Source organism: Streptomyces sp. CLV115, from assembly GCF_038448545.1.
GTDB lineage: Bacteria > Actinomycetota > Actinomycetes > Streptomycetales > Streptomycetaceae > Streptomyces > Streptomyces sanglieri.
Genome location: NZ_JBCEWQ010000374.1, coordinates 1 through 527, shown reverse-complemented (window position 1 = coordinate 527; position 527 = coordinate 1). Strand labels below are relative to the sequence as shown.

General features: G+C 60.9%; 1 protein-coding gene. It reads left to right on the top strand.

The window, feature by feature from the left end; genetic code table 11:
* Positions 1 to 56: 56 nt before the first annotated feature.
* A partial coding sequence (locus tag AADR41_RS42210; RefSeq protein ID WP_342287777.1) for a copper homeostasis protein CutC occupies positions 57 to 527 on the top strand: 471 nt, incomplete at its 3' end.

Genomic DNA, 527 nt, shown 5'->3' with positions numbered 1-527 from the left:
CCTTATTACTTGCCTTCTCGTGACGATGAGGCACGATTGGCGCGACAATGAAGCCTATGGCATTGCTTGAGGTCATCTGTCTGCACGAACACGACGCTAAGCGGGCAGCGGCGGGAGGCGCCGATCGCATCGAGTTGGTCGGCACGATGGATGACGGTGGCTTGGCGCCCAGCCCCGAATTATTGGCACGTACCCTCAGTGCTGTCCACATCCCGGTGCGTCCCATGCTGCGTCTGGACGGTGGGTTTCGGGCTGATCCGCGTCGTCGTGACGAGATACTGCGTTTGGCCAGTGCGTACCGCGATCTGGGAGCTGACGGTCCGGTGCTGGGGTTTCTTGACGAAGCCACCGGAGTCGACGTCGAGACTGTCATCGAGTTGACGGAGGGGTGTCAGCGTTGGACTTTCCACCGCGCTATTGATAACTGCCTGGAGCCGGACAAAGCATGGGCGCAATTGCTTGGCTTGCATGGGCTTGACCAGGTGCTGACAGCGGGATCGCCGCGAGGAGTTGAGCACGGCCTGGAC